The 1489-nt window shown below is 53.1% G+C and carries 1 rRNA gene; it reads right to left on the bottom strand.

Annotation, left to right across the window (positions count from 1 at the left end):
* Window positions 1–106: 106 nt before the first annotated feature.
* Window positions 107–1489: ribosomal RNA gene (locus tag G3574_RS27930) — 23S ribosomal RNA — on the bottom strand; the annotation flags it as partial.

The following is a 1489-nucleotide window of genomic DNA, read 5'->3' as shown; positions in this document are numbered from 1 at the left end:
CACATCACTCCGATGGCGCAGGCAGGCGGTACCGCAGGGGTACAACTTATATTGGCGGTTGCGTGTATCAATCTCACACGCTGCATCCATAACCGGTCAAGGTTATAGAGACAAGCCGCACGGGCAATTAGTATCGGTTAGCTTAACGCATTACTGCGCTTCCACACCCGACCTATCAACGTCCTGGTCTCGAACGACCCTTCAGGGAGATCTAGTCTCCGGGAAGTCTCATCTTGAGGCAAGTTTCCCGCTTAGATGCTTTCAGCGGTTATCTCTTCCGAACTTAGCTACCCGGCAATGCCACTGGCGTGACAACCGGTACACCAGAGGTTCGTCCACTCCGGTCCTCTCGTACTAGGAGCAGCCCCCCTCAAACTTCCAACGCCCACGGCAGATAGGGACCAAACTGTCTCACGACGTTTTAAACCCAGCTCACGTACCACTTTAAATGGCGAACAGCCATACCCTTGGGACCGGCTACAGCCCCAGGATGTGATGAGCCGACATCGAGGTGCCAAACTCCCCCGTCGATATGAACTCTTGGGAGGAATCAGCCTGTTATCCCCAGAGTACCTTTTATCCGTTGAGCGATGGCCCTTCCATACAGAACCACCGGATCACTATGTCCTACTTTCGTACCTGCTCGACTTGTCAGTCTCGCAGTTAAGCACGCTTATGCCATTGCACTATTAGCACGATGTCCGACCGTACCTAGCGTACCTTCGAACTCCTCCGTTACACTTTGGGAGGAGACCGCCCCAGTCAAACTGCCTACCATGCACTGTCCCCGATCCGGATAACGGACCAAGGTTAGAACCGCAAACAAACCAGGGTGGTATTTCAAGGTCGGCTCCACGGCAACTGGCGTCACCGCTTCATAGCCTCCCACCTATCCTACACAGATTGGTTCACAGTCCAATGCAAAGCTACAGTAAAGGTTCATGGGGTCTTTCCGTCTAGCCGCGGGTAGATTGCATCATCACAAACACTTCAACTTCGCTGAGTCTCGGGAGGAGACAGTGTGGCCATCGTTACGCCATTCGTGCAGGTCGGAACTTACCCGACAAGGAATTTCGCTACCTTAGGACCGTTATAGTTACGGCCGCCGTTTACTGGGACTTCAATCAAGAGCTTGCACCCCATCATTTAATCTTCCAGCACCGGGCAGGCGTCACACCCTATACGTCCACTTTCGTGTTTGCAGAGTGCTGTGTTTTTATTAAACAGTCGCAGCCACCAGTTTATTGCAACCCCTTCATCCTCCGGCCGCAGGGCCTTCAAACTACCAGGGCGTACCTTATCCCGAAGTTACGGTACCAATTTGCCGAGTTCCTTCTCCCGAGTTCTCTCAAGCGCCTTAGAATACTCATCTCGCCCACCTGTGTCGGTTTGCGGTACGGTCTCGTTAGACTGAAGCTTAGAGGCTTTTCTTGGAACCACTTCCGATTGCTTCGCGGCACAAGGCCACTCGTCCCATACCCTTGATTCA

It is taken from the genome of Noviherbaspirillum galbum, assembly GCF_010974945.1.
In the GTDB taxonomy this organism is placed as follows: domain Bacteria; phylum Pseudomonadota; class Gammaproteobacteria; order Burkholderiales; family Burkholderiaceae_D; genus Noviherbaspirillum; species Noviherbaspirillum galbum.
Note: the sequence above shows the minus strand (reverse complement) of the source record. Positions and strands in the feature narration are given on the sequence as shown.